The organism is Streptococcus thoraltensis DSM 12221 (assembly GCF_000380145.1).
Classification (GTDB): domain Bacteria; phylum Bacillota; class Bacilli; order Lactobacillales; family Streptococcaceae; genus Streptococcus; species Streptococcus thoraltensis.
The window spans coordinates 49459-66772 of the sequence record NZ_KB904632.1 but is presented as its reverse complement, the minus strand read 5'-3'; the positions used below and the strand labels follow the sequence as shown (position 1 = coordinate 66772).

General features: G+C 39.8%; 10 protein-coding genes and 1 other RNA gene. 3 read left to right on the top strand and 8 right to left on the bottom strand.

The features are described 5' to 3' along the window. Together A3IA_RS12160 and A3IA_RS0111030 are read right to left on the bottom strand one after the other, a co-directional pair. Positions 1 to 5486: IdeS/Mac family cysteine endopeptidase (locus A3IA_RS12160; protein ID WP_039828210.1), on the bottom strand; the 5486-nt coding region annotated here is incomplete at its 3' end. A gap of 620 nt (positions 5487 to 6106) precedes the next feature. After that, complete coding sequence (locus A3IA_RS0111030; RefSeq protein ID WP_018381384.1) at positions 6107 to 7717, bottom strand: ribonuclease Y; 1611 nt, start codon at positions 7715 to 7717, stop codon at positions 6107 to 6109. 150 nt (positions 7718 to 7867) lie between these two features. On the opposite strand from A3IA_RS0111030, the gene A3IA_RS0111025 reads away from it, so the two are divergent. Next, positions 7868 to 8350, top strand: coding sequence for an S-ribosylhomocysteine lyase (locus A3IA_RS0111025; protein WP_018381383.1), 483 nt, complete (start codon positions 7868 to 7870; stop codon positions 8348 to 8350). Between the two features lie 144 nt (positions 8351 to 8494). On the opposite strand, the gene A3IA_RS0111015 is transcribed toward A3IA_RS0111025, so the two are convergent. The 5 genes from A3IA_RS0111015 to A3IA_RS0111000 form a co-directional block, all read right to left on the bottom strand. Continuing rightward, complete coding sequence (locus A3IA_RS0111015; RefSeq protein WP_018381381.1) at positions 8495 to 9982, bottom strand: cell division site-positioning protein MapZ family protein; 1488 nt, start codon at positions 9980 to 9982, stop codon at positions 8495 to 8497. A gap of 11 nt (positions 9983 to 9993) precedes the next feature. Then, positions 9994 to 11151 (bottom strand): THUMP domain-containing class I SAM-dependent RNA methyltransferase, encoded by a 1158-nt coding sequence (locus A3IA_RS0111010; protein ID WP_018381380.1) that lies wholly within the window; start codon positions 11149 to 11151, stop codon positions 9994 to 9996. Positions 11152 to 11220: 69 nt separating this feature from the next. Next, positions 11221 to 11592, bottom strand: an RNA gene (gene rnpB, locus A3IA_RS12825) — RNase P RNA component class B. Positions 11593 to 11606: 14 nt separating this feature from the next. Next, positions 11607 to 11954: a cell division regulator GpsB gene (gene gpsB, locus A3IA_RS0111005; RefSeq protein ID WP_018381379.1), complete on the bottom strand. Its 348-nt coding sequence runs from the start codon at positions 11952 to 11954 to the stop codon at positions 11607 to 11609. 125 nt (positions 11955 to 12079) lie between these two features. Further along, the gene (locus A3IA_RS0111000; protein ID WP_018381378.1) at positions 12080 to 12598 is read right to left on the bottom strand and encodes an SLOG family protein; all 519 of its coding nucleotides are present in this window, start codon (positions 12596 to 12598) and stop codon (positions 12080 to 12082) included. Positions 12599 to 12676: 78 nt separating this feature from the next. Here A3IA_RS0111000 and recU point away from each other — a divergent pair, with 78 nt between their 5' ends. Together recU and pbp1a are read left to right on the top strand one after the other, a co-directional pair. Beyond that, complete coding sequence (recU, locus tag A3IA_RS0110995; protein WP_018381377.1) at positions 12677 to 13276, top strand: Holliday junction resolvase RecU; 600 nt, start codon at positions 12677 to 12679, stop codon at positions 13274 to 13276. A 1-nt stretch (position 13277) separates the two neighbouring features. Beyond that, a complete protein-coding gene (gene pbp1a / locus A3IA_RS0110990) occupies positions 13278 to 15527 on the top strand; it encodes a penicillin-binding protein PBP1A (protein WP_018381376.1) in 2250 nt (749 codons plus the stop codon). Between the two features lie 754 nt (positions 15528 to 16281). Here pbp1a and A3IA_RS0110985 read toward each other — a convergent pair. Beyond that, positions 16282 to 17310, bottom strand: a complete 1029-nt coding sequence (locus A3IA_RS0110985; RefSeq protein WP_018381375.1) for an extracellular solute-binding protein — start codon at positions 17308 to 17310, stop codon at positions 16282 to 16284. Between the last annotated feature and the right edge of the window lie 4 nt (positions 17311 to 17314).

The window sequence follows — 17314 nt, the reverse complement described above, 5'->3', positions numbered from 1 at the left end:
GCATCAGTCGCTACGTTTGAATCCTTAACATCCGTCAATGGGGATTCTGGTGTCAAATCAGTCTTAGTTCCTGTTGCTGTATCTGGTTGCTCTGGGGTAACGCTTGGAGTTTGAGGAACGATTTCGCTTTTGGTACCAACTGTTACTTCAGAATCAGTTGACGGTACAACTCGTACGATTGAAGAATCATCAGGTTGAACTGAAGAAACTTTCAAGTCGGGGTTAGAACCTACCGCTGTGTCATTTGAATGAGGTGTGTCTGGTACACTCAGAGCAACTGGAGTCGATTCTGTTGGAGTCTCTGGTACACTCGGAACAACTGGAGTTGAGGCGGTTGGAGTCTTGCTTATCAACTCGGGGTTGGGGCCTACCTCTGTATCTGGTTGCTCTGGGGTAACACTTGGAACTTGAGGAATGATTTCGCTTTTGGGACCAACTGCTACTTCCGAATCAGTTGACGGTACGACTCGTACGATTGAAGAATCATCAGATTGACCTGAAGAGACTTTCAAGTCGGGGTTAGAACCTACCGCTGTATCAGTTGAATGAGGTGTCTCTGGTACACTCGGAGCAACTGGAGTTGAGGCGGTTGGAGTCTTACTTATCAACTCGGGTTTGGAACCCACATGAGTATCAGTCGAACGGGGTGTCTCTGGTACATTTGGAACGACTGGAGTTGAGACTGTTGGCTTCATGCTTGTCAACTCGGGTTTAGTTCCTACTTCTGTATCTGGTTGTTCTGGAGTAACGCTTGGAGTTTGAGGAATGATTTCGCTTTTGGTACCAACTGTTACTTCAGAATCGGTTGACGGTACAACTCGTACGATTGAAGAATCATCAGGTTGAACTGAAGAAACTTTCAACTCGGGTTTAGGACCTACATGAGTATCAGTTGAACGGGGGGGCTCTGGTACATTTGGAACGACTGGAGTTGAGAATGTTGGCTTCATGCTTGTCAACTCGGGTTTAGTTCCTACCTCTGCATCTGGTTGCTCTGGAGTAACGCTTGGAGTTTGAGGAATGATTTCGCTTTTGGTACCAACTGTTACTTCAGAGTCAGTTGAGCGGGGGTTCTCTGGTGCACTCGGAACGACTGGAGTTGAGAATGTTGGCTTCATGCTTGTCAACTCGGGTTTAGTTCCTACTTCTGTATCTGATTGCTCTGGAGTAACACTTGGAACTTTAGGAATGATTTCGCTTTTGGGACCAACTGCTACTTCCGAATCAGTTGACGGTACGACTCGTACGATTGAAGAATCATCAGGTTGAACCGAAGAAACTTTCAAGTCTGTTTTAGGACCTACGTGAGTGTCAGTTGATCGGGGTGTTTCTGGTGCACTCGGAACAACTGGATTCAATTCTGTTGGAGTCTCTGGTACATTTGGAACAACTGGAGTCGATTCGGCTGGAGTCTCTGGTACACTCGGAGCAACTGGAGTTGAGACTGTTGGCTTCATGCTTGTCAACTCGGGTTTAGTTCCTACTTCTGTATCTGATTGCTCTGGAGTAACACTTGGAACTTTAGGAATGATTTCGCTTTTGGGACCAACTGTTACTTCAGAATCAGTTGACGGTACAACTCGTACGATTGAAGAATCATCAGGCTGAACTGAAGAAACTTTCAACTCGGTTTTGGGTCCTACGTGAGTATCAGTTGAGCGGGGTGTTTCTGGAGCCCTCGGAACCACTGGAGTCAATTCTGTTGGAGTCTCTGGTACACTCGGAGTAACAGGAGTTGAGGCGGTTGGAGTCTTGCTTGTCAACTCAGTCTTGGATCCTACTTCTGTATCTGGTTGTTCCGGAGTAACGCTTGGAGTTTGAGGAATGATTTCACTTTTGGGACCAACTGCTACTTCCGAATCAGTTGACGGTACGACTCGTACGATTGAAGAATCATCAGGTTGAACTGAAGAAACTTTCAACTCGGTTTTGGGTCCTACGTGAGTATCAGTTGAACGGGGGGTCTCTGGTGCACTCGGAACAACTGGAGTTGAGGCGGTTGGAGTCTTACTTGTCAACTCGGGTTTGGTTCCTACCTCTGTATCTGATTGCTCTGGAATAACGCTTGGAGTTTGAGGAACGATTTCGCTTTTGGTACCAACTGTTACTTCGGAATCAGTTGACGGTACAATTCGTACGATTGAAGAATCATCAGGTTGAACTGAAGAAACTTTCAAGTCTGTTTTAGGACCTACGTGAGTATCAGTCGAACGAGGGGTCTCTGGTGCACTTGGAACAACTGGAGTCGATTCGGTTGGAGTCTCTGGTACACTCGGAGCAACTGGAGTTGATTCGGATGGAATATCTTGCTTGTCAGAAATTGGCAATTTTAGACCAGGACTTGGAAAGCGTCCATCCCATTGCGTTTGTCCTTGTATGACTGATAAAGTATCTAAAGCCTTCCCACGAACTGATTCAAACTCGTCATCTGAAAAGTCCGCCTTATGAATTTTCTGAAGTAATTCTATATCTTGGTCTGAAAAGCCTCCACCCCATGGTTGCTTTGTTGCCTCAACAAGCTCTGCTTTGTTCTTAGTAGAGCGGACGACACGCATAATTTTTTCCCGAATAGCCTTGTCGCGATCTTCCTTGCTTTTAGAAAAATAATTTTGCCATTGCTGCTCACCTAAGTCTAAAGTGTATAGATTTCTAATAGCAACACCACCACGGTCACTATAATTATTAGAAATATAGGCTTTCCCATCTCTATTGACAACTGTGTAACGTTTTAAACTTTGTAAAGTTTCACCTTTCCCATTAATTACAGATGTGTAATCATCCGTATCAGTTACATAAAGCGCTTTTAGCTGATCGTTTTCATCAAACTCAGCACCCCAGACATTCACAACGTGACCTCTGCGAGTATTATAAAGATAATCAATCGCAAGTGCCTTTTTTTCTTTTAGAGCTTTCTTAATCTTAGTTCCAATAGCTGTATAATCACTTACATCTTCCAAATTCGTAAGTAGATGCTGTTCAAAGACATCCTTGAAGAAGCCACCACGTTTGTCCAACGCATTCTTCATCTCTTTGGTTTGGTAATCTGACTCCTTATTTACTTCATATTTACGAGCATCTGGGTAGCCACTAAAAAATAAATCTAATACTCTGTGAGCATACACTGATCTATTTGAAAAATATGATTTAAATAAATCAAATAATTTGCTTTGATGCGTTCCCGCAATGTATTCGCGGTGCTCACGTAAATCAATAGGCTTGATCTGATCTGGGGTCACAACACCATTTGTTGCTGATTCTTTTAAATATTTCTCCACATGGTCTTTATTGTTGACCAACCACCAATGAAGCATATTGGCTGCTACACCTGCCGAACACAATCCAAAGTCCCCACTAGACGAAGTATACTCCTTGTTGGCATCAAATAGCTGACTGCCATCTTTATAAGGTGCTGTGTAATAGCCCTGAATGTCCTCTTCCTGCCAGACAAGCTCTCCTTTTTCCGGCTTTGTTACTCCATGAGTCCATTCTTGCTGTTCTGATATTTTTTGAAGTGCTTGTTTTTGTTCTAACTTCATCAACTCAGCTTTTGATACAATTTTTTCAACAGCTGTGGTGGTAGTAGTGGAAACATCCGCTACAGGTTCTTGTGTGGTAATCGGCAAAGCATTATCTACTTCTTGCGATAGGTCAGGGGCTACATCAGTTGTTTCACTAATCGGCTCAGAGTTTAAATTCTCTAATTCAGGTGTAACTGCTGGTTCTGGCGTAACTTCTGTATCAGTTGAACATGTTTTTTCTGGAGCGCTTAGAGCGACAGGAATTGAATCAGATGGAGTGTCTTGCTTACCTGTACTTGGTAATTTTTGACCTGGACTTGGAAAACGTCCATCCCATTGTGTTTGTCCTTGCGTAATAGAGAGAGTTTCCAAGGCTTTTCCACGAAATGATTCAAATTCTTCATCTGAAAATTCTGCCTTGTGGATTTGCTGAAGCAATGCTATATCTTGGTCTGAGAAGCCTCCGCCCCATGGTCTCTTTGTCGCCTCAACAAGTTCAACTTTGTTCTTGGTAGAGCGGACGACATTCATAATTTTTTTCCGAATAGCCTTGTCGCGATCTTCCTTGCTTTTAGAAAAATAATCCTTCCACTGCTGCTCACCCAAATCTAAGGTGTATAGATTTTTAATAGCAACACCTTTACTACCATCATAATTGTTAGTAATATAGGCTTTTCCGCCCCTTTCAACAACTGTGTAACGTTTTAAGCTTTGTAAAGGCTTATCATCTTTGGCATCAATCACAGCCGTATGATCATCTGTGTCCGTTACATAGATTGCCGTTAGTTTTCCATTGCTATCAAACTCCGCTCCCCAAACGTTAACGACATGTCCCTTGTTTCTACTGAATAGATAATCCACTGCCAAAGCCTTTTTGGCTGCCAAAGCCTGCTTGATTTTTTCACCAAGAGATGCATGATTCCTCACTTCTTCTCGGCTAGTGAGTAGTTTCTGTTCAAAAACATCTTTGAAGAAACCACCACGTTGGTCCAACTTCCCCTTGGTCTCCTTTTCTTGATATTCTGCTTCATTATTTACTGCGTAATCAGAAGCTCTCGGATAGCCACTAAAAAATAGATCTAATACTCTGTGAGCATAGACAGCTCTATTTGAAAAATATGTCTTAAATAAATCAAATAATGGGCTCTGATGAGATTTTCCATTATAATTCTGATGTCCTCGTAAATCAAACGTTTCGTCTTTAAAAGTTGTTACAACCCCATTTGCAGCAGATTCTTGTAAATATTTCTCTACATATTCTTTATTATTTTCTAGCCACCAATGAAGCATGTTGACAGCAACTCCCGCTGAACACAAACCGTAGTCACCACTCTCTGCACTAAAATCTTTATTGACATCAAAAAGACGACTGCCGTCTTTATAAGGTGCTGTATAGTAACCTAGAAAACTTTCATGCTGCCATACTAGCTCTTCTTTCTTCGGCTTCGACACTCCGTGAGTCCATGCTTGATTCTCCGATATCTTTGAAGGTGTATAACTCTCTTTAACCGATTTCAAAGGTTCAGGTTTTGCTACAGTTTCTTCAACAGCTGTAGAGACAGTAGTGGAAACATCCGCAATAGGCTCTTGTGTGGCAACCGGCGAAGCATTATCTACTTCTTGCGATAGGTCAGGGGCTACATCAGTTGTTTCACTAACCGTCTCAGAATTTAAATTCTCTAATTCTGGTGTAACTGCTGGTTCTGGCGCCACTTCCGGTACTGGTGTAACTTCCGGTGCTGGCGTAACTTCTGGAACAAGATTTTCTTGATTTTGAACCAAGGTTGTCTGCTCTATATTAGCTCCGCTATCCAAAAAGGTTTCAGCACCTTCTGTTTCATTGGCTAATACAGGGGTAGCGCTTCCAATTGCAAGCGCGACTAAAACACTTGCTCCAAAAAGCCACTGTTTCCCAGATTTCCACATTCTAAAGTGTCCAATTTTATATTTAGCTAATTTGTTATACATAAGATATGTCCTTTCGGTTTTTAATATTCACCACTATTTAGAATATCACATTAGAAAAATAATGCAAGTAAATTATATATAAAAACACATAAATTATAAAATAATAAAAATTAGATATTAGATAACTACCGCTGAAACGATAAGCCGAAAGCGTCTGGACGTTTGATAATATGGTATGGGTACAGCAGTCATTCTACTATAATATGTAGGCTCTAATCTTAATCGTCAATGCTTCAAATGAGCGGAAATTTTGAGGGTAAACATTAAAGCCTAAAAGAACGATAAGCACTTCATAAGGACAAGGTGTCCTTCTCGTGTCTCATTTTGCTAAAAAGAAATCATTCGGACACTACTAGGATAGAATTTTTTTGCTCTGTTCATAAATAAACCCAAAATCAATGACTTTCTCTACTCGATGGAAAAAGTGATTTTCAGAAACCATTTGGTCAAGGGTAAAAAATCCGTACTGATTGCGATTATAGTCAGTTTTTTCTTTGTGACACATATAGCACCCTCACACCTCACAAGCTCTTTTCCGCCGAAAACGAGTAAAAAGCCCTTAGAAAATGAATTCTAAGGACTTTGTGTTAAACCCAAGAGAGCATTTACCGCTCTCTTTCTTATTTTGCATAATCAATCGCACGGAATTCTCGAATAACCGTAACTTTAATATTTCCTGGGTAATCCAAGTTGCTTTCAATTTTTTCTCGAACTTTATGTGACAAGGTTGTTACCTGATCATCACTTAATTTCTTAGGATGAACCATGATTCGAATTTCACGTCCGGCTTGCAAGGCAAAACTATTTTGAACGCCGTCAAAACTAGAGGCAATCTCTTCTAACTCACGCAAGCGTTTTATATAGTTTTCCATTGATTCGTTACGTGCGCCTGGTCGTGCAGAACTCAAAGCATCTGCTGCTGCAACTAAGACAGCAATAACGCTATCTGGTTCGACATCGCCATGGTGACTAGCAATAGCATTAACAACGATTGGATTTTCTTTATATTTGCGAGCAAATTCTGTACCAATCTCAACATGGCTCCCCTCGACCTCACGATCGATGGCTTTTCCCATGTCATGCAAGAAACCTGCACGACGAGCAAGCGATACATTCTCACCTAGTTCACCTGCCATGATTCCAGCTAGTTTACCAACTTCAACCGAATGACGAAGAACATTCTGACCGTACGATGTCCTAAACTGCAAGCGTCCCATAATTTTAATCAAATCAGGATGAAGGTTTGGAGCACCAATTTCATAAGCAGCCTCTTCACCATATTCACGGATACGATTATCCAGTTCCTGACGATTTTTCTCAACAAGCTCTTCAATTCGTGCAGGATGGATACGACCATCAGCAATCAATGCTTCTAGTGTCATTCTGGCAATTTCACGACGAATAGGATCAAAACCAGAAAGAACAACCACTTCTGGCGTATCATCAATGATGATGTCAATTCCAGTCAAGCTTTCCAAGGTGCGGATATTACGACCTTCGCGACCAATAATGCGACCTTTCATGCTGTCATCTGGTAAATGGACCGTCGTAATAGTCTGCTCGGTAACATACTCACCAGCCATACGTTGCATGGCTTGAGAGAGCAAGTTTTTAGCGATTTTATTCGATTTATCCTTAATTTCTTGCTCTGCTTCACGAATCTTAGTTGCAATCTCATGCGTCAACTTAGACTCCGTGTCCATCAAGATGACTTCACGCGCTTCTGCAATGGTCATATGACCAATACGTTCCAATTCTGCACGCTTCTCATCTTCTATTTTACTAATTTGATTTTCGCGTTCATCGATATGTTTAGATTTATCAAAAAGACTTTGTTCTTTAGACTCGAGTGTTTTTTCTTTTATAGCTAAATTTTCATCCTTGCGGTCGAGCGAGTAAGAACGTTCTGTTAAACGATTTTCTCTTTCTTTCAGCTCTTGTTTATCAGCTTTAAATTCCTGGTCAACTTCTTCTCGATATTTTCTCGCTTCTTCCTTTGCTTCTAGGAGAAGCTCTTTTTGATGAGCAATACTTTCTCTTTCAGCTGTTTGACGAATCGCTTGGGCTTCCATCTCTGCTTTCCCTCGCAGATTAACAGCATCCTGTTCAGCATTTAACAATGTTAATTCCGCTGCTTCCTTTGAAGATTTCATCTTCATCGTCATGATAGCGTAACCAACAACCAAACCAATGAGGGCAAAAATCAATGTTAAAATAAACATTTGTAACATCTTATTTACCTCAAAATTCTAAGGTTTTAATATAGTCAAAACCACTTTTAAGTTTATCATATTTTAAGTCTTTCCACAATGAAAAATCAGCGAAAGACCTCCCCGTCAAAATATGGTATGATAAGTTTAGAAAAAGAATTGGAGGCCCTTATGTCAAAAGAAGTTATTGTTGAAAGTTTTGAACTTGACCACACCATCGTTAAAGCACCCTATGTGCGGCTTATTTCTGAAGAAGCTGGTCCAGTAGGGGATGTTATTACCAATTTCGATATTCGACTTGTTCAACCAAACGAAGATTCAATCCCCACTGCTGGATTGCATACAATCGAACATCTACTAGCAAAGCTTATTCGTGAACGTATGGACGGATTGATTGACTGTTCGCCCTTTGGTTGCCGAACAGGTTTTCACATGATTATGTGGGGCAAACAAGATGCTACCGAAGTCGCTAAAGTGATTAAATCATCGCTTGAAGAAATTGCTAATGTCACTTCTTGGGATGACGTCCCTGGTACAACTATTGAATCTTGCGGAAACTATAAAGACCATAGCCTTTTTTCTGCCAAAGAATGGGCAAAAGCCATTTTAGAAAAAGGAATTTCTGACAACGCCTTTGAACGTCATGTCGTTTAAAATAGTAAAAAAGAGGGAATTCCCTCTTTTTTTTCATCTTATCCTCAATTCAAATCAAAATCAAACTAGGTTGACGTCGATGCAGATAGAACTGACGTTCAGCAAATCAAGTCAACAAGGTCGTAATTTGATGTTCAAAGAGTTTTAATAATCAAGGTTATCAGCATTACCCGGTTTGTTACCAACAAAGTAACCCGTTTTAGCATTAATCGAGAACAAGTAGGTACCATCTGGTTTAAACATATTGTAGTAACCATTACCATTAACAATATTTACACGTTCAAGAATATAGTTATTTCCTGAAATATTGCCACGGGCTTGAGCCTTGCTAACAACCGTTTCTAAAACGCCAGGTGCAAAGTTCCATGCGGCATTTCCAGCATCAGCAATGGCTGCTTCATTGTAAGGAACGCGACTAAGATTACGTTGTAAGCTAGCAGCATCATAACCCGAAATACCATAGGACGGCGCAGCAGGTGCTGCTTGGGCAGCTTCTTGATTATTTTGGGCTGGCACAGCAGCTTGACTCTCTGTTTGAGAAGATGCTGCGGCTTCTTCAGCAGCTTTCGATGCACTTTCACTAGCTGCAACGCTTGATTGACGACTAGCTTCCGCTTCGGCTGAACTACTTTCTTTAATGCCTTTTAATTCATCTCTACCTTTTTTAACAGCTTTTTGCAACAAGTTATCTAAAGTAGCATTGCCTGTATTTAAGGTTTCAACGGCTAAATCATCAAAGTTAGCATCTGCCTTAGGTTTGGCTGAATCAACCAGTTCCCCATCAACAATTACCGCTTTGTCAAATTTTGCATTGACAGCTTGGATACCATCAATTTGTTCTTTCAAATTGTCATATTTTTCTTTGGCAGCATCATAGAATTTTGTGCCCTCTAATTTTTTAAGTGCTGCTTCTAACTCAGGAAGTTTTCCAAATTCACTATTTTTAAGTTTGACTGCCTTGTTATCTGTGAAGAAACCGTCATACATTTCCCCGAAAGCTTCATTATCTTTAATAGCTTGAGCGGATGCATCCTTATCAGATGCATCAAGAGATTTGTGACTACTACTTGAGGCTGTTGAAGAACTTGGATTAGCCTCTTTTTTATTAAGTTGGTTGACACCATAGCTAATTCCAAAGATTGCTAAAAGAAGTAATAACAAACCTAATAAAATAGGTACTTTTCTCTTATAGAATGGCTCTTCGTCCAAGTCACTAGATTCTTTCAAAATAGAATCATCTTCAGGCTCAGCTGAAAGACTAGTCACCGTCTCCCGATCGTCGACATTTTCTGTATCCGAACCTTGTACTGCCACCGCTGCGGCTGTTGCTGTGTCTGCACCGACTTCTGAAACAGCTAAGTTAGATTCCGAGTCAATAGGCTCATTTTCGATTTCTTCGCGTTGTTTCTTGATGAAGTCATCCAAAGTCGCAGTATCCAACTCCTCTAAGTTTACTTCTCTGGTCTCAAATTTTTGAGACGCAACTTCGTCAGGATGCTGCTTAATGTACTTATCTAAGATACTATCTTCTTCTGTCACACCAGCCTTGATTTCAGCTTCTTTTCTGACAGCTTCACCAATCGTTAAATCTTTAGCCTTATCAAAGTCTAAATTATCATTCTCTTTGGTCATACAAGTCCTCTCTATTTAGCCTCTTGACGTTTCACGCGCTGGCCAAAATATTGGTACAAATCAACTTTCAAAGTACCATTGTATAATTTTCGTTTTTTGTCCGCTTGACTACCATATTTGGTTTCAAAAGCTTCATCACTGGTCAAGATAAATTTGCTCCAAGTCTTTAGTGGCGCAAAGGTCTGACCCATTTCATTATACAAGATGTCGATAGCTTTGTCATCAAGAAGTCGCTCGCCATATGGTGGATTAGAGATGATAACACCATTGATTTTATCGGTTTTTAAGTCCTGAAGACGCATTTGTTTCAATTTGATAACATCTGCAAGTCCAGCTTCTTCTGCATTCTTTTTTGCGATGTCAATCATACGTCCATCGATATCAAAGCCAGAGATGTCAAGTTCAATATCATAGTTGGCCTGTGATTCTGCTTCATCACGAACCTTTTGGACTAAGTCCTTAGATACCCAAGACCAGTTTTCAAAAGCAAATTCTCGGTTAAATCCTGGCGCAATATTCATCCCAATCATAGCTGCTTCTATACAGAATGTCCCAGAACCACAGGTTGGATCAATCAAGGGTTTGTCAGGGTACCAATTGCTTAGCATAAGGATAGCTGCTGCCATATTTTCCTTAATAGGAGCGCCTCCTTTTTCAACACGGTAGCCACGTTTAAAAAGGCTTGAACCAGTTGTATCAATCATAACAGTTGCCATATCTTTTAAGATGGAAACTTCGATTTTATATTCAGGTCCACTTTCCATCAAAGGGACACCTTCAGGACGGTGATAAATTTTTTGGAGTTTTTTAACGACTGCCTTCTTCGTTATCGCCTGAACACTCGGCTCGTTATGAAGCTTCGACTTGACACACTTTGCCTTAGAAATCGGAAAAGCCGCTCCCAGGGGTAAATAATTTTCCCAATCTAAACCATAAACACCTTGAAACAATTCTTCAAAGGTTCTTGCCGGAAATTGTCCAACCACAATTTTGATACGGTCAGCAGCACGCAGCCACAGATTGGTTTCTACAATCGTTCTAACATTTCCTTGAAATCTAACCTTGCCATTTTCGACTTGACAGTCGATTCCTAAATCCCTGATTTCACGTCCCACAACTGCTTCAAGTCCAGCCGCTGCTGTGGCAACCAATTCAAATGTTTCTTTCATTTTTACTTCTTTCACTCTTTTACTGTTAAATAAAAGCTAGCCTAAGCTAGCTAAACCTATTATGTAATTTTCTATAAGCCATGTTTTGTTCAGAAGTTGACTAGGAACCAACTTCCTCGATAATCATCTGTCTACTGCTAAAGCAGTCAAGATAGTTCTGTTCGTCTTCCAGCTATCTCATGCCCCGACCAAAGTTTGGGTTGCTAGCTTGAGGGGTTTACCGCGTTCCACTTTCTAGGTTTCCCTAGAAACTTCGTCACTGTGGCACTTTCAAGGTTACTGAGGCATATCCAAGGACTTAGCCATTTTACCTGCCGTAACGTATCATTGACACGTCCCTAGGCTTATTTTTTCGCCTAGCACAAACACTACCGGCATCACAGCCAGTGCTAGCATGGACTTTCCTCATAGTATCTCTATACTACGCGATTATCCGAAAATCACACAGGAATAACCTATTCCGTAATTTGTTTTCCAAAAACTTCTTTTTCTAAACGACTGATACGCTTCAAAATGTCAAAATTAGTCACTGGACTCTCTGATACATTTTGCGCACTCTCTAAAGCTCTGTGACCAAAGTTCACACCAGCTCTACTTGCTTGCGGTTGAGCAGTAACCTTCTTCAAACGCGCCTTTAATTGTTCGTTTTCTTCTTGAAGGTCATCTATCATGCTAGCATAAGCCTCATAGTCCTTAATCACATCATCTAAAAACTCATCAACTTCTCGTTGATCGTAGCCACGCATGACTTTTTTAAATTCTTTTTCAAAGATTTTTTTAGGGGTATTGATAATACTGGTCATTCTCTTATCTCCAACACTCGTCATTCGACTGATAAAATACGGTCAAAATAATAATTTAATCATAAAATATCATACAGAAATAAAAATTAAAAAGCAAGTATTTTCCACTATTATAAGGGGATTTGTTACTCATTTTCCATAGCAATGTCATTTAAGTCATCAAATCGTAACTGAGTCACCTTATAATCTGATTCCTTCATCATATTGTATAAATATTTTAAGTTAGTCTCATTATCACGATCGTAAAATAAATAAGCTTCATCCGTATTGGCAAGTAAGAATTGATTATACTGTTTGAATTGTCCAGGATTTTCATAAGTATCGAAACTATATTTCACAAAGTCAACTTCTTTGAATGCAGCTAATTTAGTCTGATTAGCTTCATTCCAATTGTCACCTTGGTTTGCAAAGCAAAATATGGTTGCCATCTTCAAATCGTAAGCCTCTTTCATTTCATTAGCGACCTCTAAAACCCAGTACTCAAATCCTAAATCACCTGTAAAAATAAGCCACTCTAACCCTTCCGAGCAAAATCGCTCCAAATCTCGCCTGATAGCTTTTTTGATGATAGCAATACGTACATCATCTTCCTTAAAAATTCCTAAATCAAAACTGCGATAACCAGACACTAAAAGAGTGGTCATAATTTTGTTGTCCTCTCAAAAATATGATATAATGATACGTGTTTATCTTACCATTATTTGGAATACTTTAGGAGAAATATGGTTAATTATCCTCATAGGATTTCTAAAAAAACACGACAGCTCTCTTCTTCTAGGAAGGAGTCAAAAATTAACTTTGCCAATCGAGGTATGTCTTTTGAGAGCGCTATCAACGCAACCAATGACTACTACTTGGCTCATGGTGTTGCCGTCATCCATAAGAAACCGACACCTGTGCAGATTGTTAAAGTTGATTATCCCAAAAGAAGCCGAGCAAGAATTGTTGAAGCTTATTTTAGACAAGCGTCAACAACAGATTATTCTGGTGTTTATAAGGGGCACTACATTGACTTTGAAGCTAAAGAAACCAGACAAAAAACAGCCATGCCTTTGAAAAATTTCCATGACCATCAAATTAGTCATATGAAAAATGTCATCGCCCAAAAAGGTATTTGCTTTGTTTTAATGCATTTTTCAACATTAAAACAAACATATTATTTGCCTGCAAAACACTTGATTGCCTTTTATCAAGCTGAAGGTGGCAAACGGTCTATGCCATTAGATTATATTCAAAAGCATGGTTACTCTATTAAACTCTCAACTTTCCCTCAAGTTCCTTATCTTGATATTATCGAACAAAATTTTTTAGGCGGAATCTAGAATGAATAACATTTCAAAAATCGCTAAGTATATCCTGTTAGGGATTGCTAGCCTTGCTATCCTAGTAGTTGTCATCGGAGGTCTTTTATTCACCTTCTATGCGAGCACAGCTCCAAAACTATCTGAAGCCAAGTTAAAATCCACCACATCTAGCCTCATTTACGATAGCGATAACAATCTCATTGCTGATTTAGGGGCTGAGAAACGTGAGAACGTTACAGCTGATAGTATCCCAGTTGACTTGGTCAATGCTATCACTTCTATCGAAGACCATCGTTTCTTCGAACACCGTGGTATTGACATTTATAGGATTATGGGTGCCGCTTGGAATAACTTGACTAGTCATACAACCCAAGGGGGGTCAACCCTTGATCAGCAGTTAATCAAACTCGCTTACTTTTCAACTAACAAGTCTGACCAAACCCTTAAGCGTAAGGCTCAAGAAGGTTGGCTCGCCTATAAGATGGAGAAAGAGTACACCAAAGAAGAAATCCTAACTTTCTATATTAACAAAGTTTATATGGGAAATGGTAACTATGGTATGTTGACTGCCTCTAAGGCGTACTTTGGCAAGGATCTAAAAGACCTATCCATCGCCCAAGTTGCTTTGTTGGCTGGCATTCCACAAGCACCGAGTCAGTACGATCCATACAACAATAAAGAAATGGCGAAACAACGCCGAGACACTGTTTTGTCAGAAATGTATGAATTGAAAAAAATCGATAAAGAACAGTACGATACAGCACTCGCAACTCCTGTAGATGATGGTTTGCAAGCTTTGAAAAAAGAGGCAAGCTATGAACCCTATTATGACAACTACCTCAAAGAAGTTATTTCACAGGTAAAAGAAAAAACGGGTAAAGATGTCTACACTGCTGGTTTAAAAGTCTATACCAATGTCAATTCTGATTTCCAAAAATTCCTCTGGGATATTTACAATTCAGATACCTATGTGTACTATCCAGATGATAAGTTCCAAGTAGCATCTACAGTCATGGATGTTACAAATGGTAGTGTCGTTGCTCAACTAGGTGGACGTCATCAGGAAAAAGTAGCTCTAGGAACAAACCAAGCTGTTCTAACCGACCGCGATTGGGGATCAACAATGAAACCTGTCACGGACTATGCTCCAGCTATTGAAAATGGTGTTTATTCAGCGACTTCTGCTAACACTCAAGATAGTTACTATACATGGCCGGGTACTGATCAACAAGTCTATAACTGGGACCGTAAATACAATGGTAACATGACCATTCAACGTGCCATTCAAGAATCACGTAATGTACCTGCAATTAAAGCTCTCGAAGAAGTTGGCTTAAAAAATTCATTGAATTTCTTAAAAGGCCTTGGCATCAATTACCCCGAATTACATTATTCTAATGCGATTTCAAGTAACACAAGTAGCTCTGACCAAAAATATGGGGCTAGCAGCGAAAAAATGGCCGCTGCCTACTCTGCATTTGCTAATGGTGGTACTTATTACGAACCAATGTACATCAATCGCATCGAATTTAATGATGGAACTAAAGAAGACTACACTGCACCTGGTAAACGTGCTATGAAAGCTACTACAGCCTATATGATGACTGACATGATGAAATCAGTTCTTTCATATGGTACAGGAACTAACGCTGCTATCAGTGGTTTATACCAAGCTGGTAAGACAGGGACATCATCGTACTCAGATGATGAATTAGCAAAAATTGAAGCCGAAACCGGTATCTATAATAGCGCTGTCGGTACAATGGCACCTGATGAAACCTTTGTTGGATATACTAGCCAATACGCTATGGCAGTTTGGACCGGTTATAAAAATCGTTCTACTCCTCTCTACGGGAGCATGCTTGATACTGCTACGAATGTCTATAAAACAATGATGTCTTACATCACTGGTGGTTATAGTGAAGACTGGCTTATGCCTGATGGCTTGTACCGTAGCGGAAGCCATGTATACCTAAATAGCTATACTGGTAATACAAACCTTCGCAATTATAACTATAATTCATATGGCACTAATGGTAACACCTTTGGCACCAGCGGCAACGCTACAGGGGAAAGTAATTCCAATAATGCTTTGAATACTCCTGAAAATGGTGCAACGACAAATAGTTCATCCGCTGCATCCACCCAAAACAACGGTAATACATCCTCACAAAATGCCGAACAACCAAACGTAAACCAAGGCAATAGTCAAGGAAATGGCACCAACGATAGTACTCCTCAACCAGCCACTCCTGGAAATGGAAACTAACAAAAATCCTAGACCATTTGATCTAGGATCAGACTGGAAAATAAATTCCTTAGAATTGAGGACACTCAACTGCAGTTGAGTGACCTATAGCTAAACATAAGAGAGAATCGATTGGTTCTCTCTTTTTACATATTCAAAGCGATGGGTGTTTTATACTCTTCAAAAATCAAAAGCAGACCTTATTGACGTGATTTGATGGACTTTAGTTCTATCTGTGTCGGCGTTGCCTAGTTTGCTTTTGATTTTCATTGAGTATTAGTTTTAAAGAGTTTGTTGGTGGCTTGATCTTTTGCTTTAGAATAACGGGATTCAAGAGTGTTAGTGATGATGCAACCTTTTTACTTCTCAAACGTTCTGAAGGCAGTTGGAAAGATAGGATTGACTTGTGTCACATGGTTCTCTATAAATTCGAAAGAGTGTTGGTGATTTTTCTTAAAAGTAAACTGTTCTAACTGTCGTTGTGTCGTTGGATGGCAGAGATGGAGCTATGAAGACGTTTCGCGATGGCAGTGTTCATTAGTTTTTAGTCTGGAATCAAAGTCTTCTAACTTGGAAATGGGCGATTGTGTAAATCCAGAAATATATTGTGGCAAAAAGGCAAAGCAATTTTTCTACAAGCTAATTGTCTTATTCATCAAGTTATTATAGTCAAATGAATTAACTTTCAGAACAAGGAACTGAGACGCAGACAGTACTCGCGTACGGCAAGTCGAAAGTAACTATGTAGCAAAGGTAATTCAAAAGACTACATCATCTAGGGAACGAGTTTAGTATAACGCTCAAGAATCTGCGATTGATGTTTGGTTACATAACCATAATCCTCTTTAATAGTTTTGATGTCTTCTAAAGGTTTCATACTAGGATTAAGCTGGGCTTCCTTATGAATAGGACGATTGGTGGTTAACTTTCCTAAAGCATCCTGTACTTCTTTGGATACCATAAAATCAATAAATAATTTAGCGTTTTCTAAATGCTCTGCTTTTTTTAAAATTGCCATTGAAGACGGGGCAAAGACAGTGCCTTCTTTGGGATACACAAGAGACAAATTAGTTTCATTTTCAATTAATTTTAAACTTGGCGCCTCATAAGTCAAACCAACTGCCATCTTCCCATCGGCTACTGATTGATAAACAGCTGAAGAACTTGTAGGAGAAACACCCCCATAGTTACCTGTCAGTTTTTTGACAAATGACCATGCTGCGTCACTCTCGTAACCGCCTTTAGCAATCAACATGCTAGTTAATTGTGAAAAAGCGCTTGATGAACTTCTTGGATCAGCATAAGCAATTTTACCTTTTAGTTCCGGATTGAGTAAATCTTGATAGCTTTCAATAGACATGTCCTTCGTTAAATCTTTATTGACTAACAACACATTGCCATTAATCGTATAAGCGGTTGCTATCGCACTTGAATCCCTATAGTTTTCTAATAATTTGTCTACTGCTTCGGAACGATAGGGTAAAAACAGGTCTTCGTTATTGGCAAACTGAGTGTAAATGCCTCCGAAAAAAACATCCGGTGTTTTTCCAAGTCCTTGTCGTATCTGACTGACCAATTCGCCTGTTCCGTTTTCAACAAGTTTTACATTAATGCCATATTTTTTTTCAAAAGCTGGAATCATCTCGCGTAGCATTGCAGGACTATTAGGGGAATATATGGTTAACTCCGCTGGTTTTATATAGGTTTCCTTTGAAAAGTAACCACTTTTAACCAAAGCCCCTACTATTAATATCGCTAAAATAATAATATTCACTAACTTAGCAGTTAACGTAAATCGACGCAAGATA

Coding starts and splice junctions, on each gene's coding strand:
- A3IA_RS0111030 (WP_018381384.1), bottom strand. CDS start 7,717: ATGTTACAAATGTTTATTTTAACATTGATTTTTGCCCTCATTGGTTTG.
- A3IA_RS0111025 (WP_018381383.1), top strand. CDS start 7,868: ATGTCAAAAGAAGTTATTGTTGAAAGTTTTGAACTTGACCACACCATC.
- A3IA_RS0111015 (WP_018381381.1), bottom strand. CDS start 9,982: ATGACCAAAGAGAATGATAATTTAGACTTTGATAAGGCTAAAGATTTA.
- A3IA_RS0111010 (WP_018381380.1), bottom strand. CDS start 11,151: ATGAAAGAAACATTTGAATTGGTTGCCACAGCAGCGGCTGGACTTGAA.
- gpsB (WP_018381379.1), bottom strand. CDS start 11,954: ATGACCAGTATTATCAATACCCCTAAAAAAATCTTTGAAAAAGAATTT.
- A3IA_RS0111000 (WP_018381378.1), bottom strand. CDS start 12,598: ATGACCACTCTTTTAGTGTCTGGTTATCGCAGTTTTGATTTAGGAATT.
- recU (WP_018381377.1), top strand. CDS start 12,677: ATGGTTAATTATCCTCATAGGATTTCTAAAAAAACACGACAGCTCTCT.
- pbp1a (WP_018381376.1), top strand. CDS start 13,278: ATGAATAACATTTCAAAAATCGCTAAGTATATCCTGTTAGGGATTGCT.